The sequence below is a fragment of the Caulobacter sp. 05T431 genome (genome assembly GCF_056665975.1).
The window spans coordinates 1-439 of record NZ_JBFTKU010000126.1; the positions used below are offsets into that span (position 1 = coordinate 1).

General features: G+C 64.7%; 1 protein-coding gene. It reads right to left on the bottom strand.

The features are described 5' to 3' along the window. The coding region (locus AC1U89_RS24810) for a PPC domain-containing protein (RefSeq protein ID WP_479902270.1) at positions 1-439 on the bottom strand (439 nt) is incomplete at both ends.

A 439-nucleotide genomic window follows, 5' to 3' on the forward strand; every position in this document is an offset into this window, starting at 1 on the left:
GTCTCCAGACCTGCCCAGTTCAGCATGACCGTGCCGGCCTTGCCGTTGGTGAGCCGCAGCGGGTTCGGGTTCAGCGAGGACTTGCCCACAACCTTGCCCAGCACGGCAGCGTCGACCGAGGCCTTGGTGGGCTGGTTGTTCGGGCTGGCGTACAGGTTGGCGTAGATCGTGTATTTGCCCGGAGTCGGGTTGGGGATGGACACCGATTCGCTCGCCGAGGACGTCGCGACCGTCAGCGGGCCTTCCGGGGTCATGACGTACATGTCGAAGTCAGCGTTAGGATCCGCGGAAATGACCGAGAACTTGGCCAGCGGAGCCCCGGCCTCGACCTGGACGCTCTTGACGACGTTCGAGGCATCCTGACCCCCCGTGAACGGGCCCGGGACAAGTTCGACGGCCGTGGAGTCGGCCTTCGAGAGACCGTCGAGGGTCATGTTGA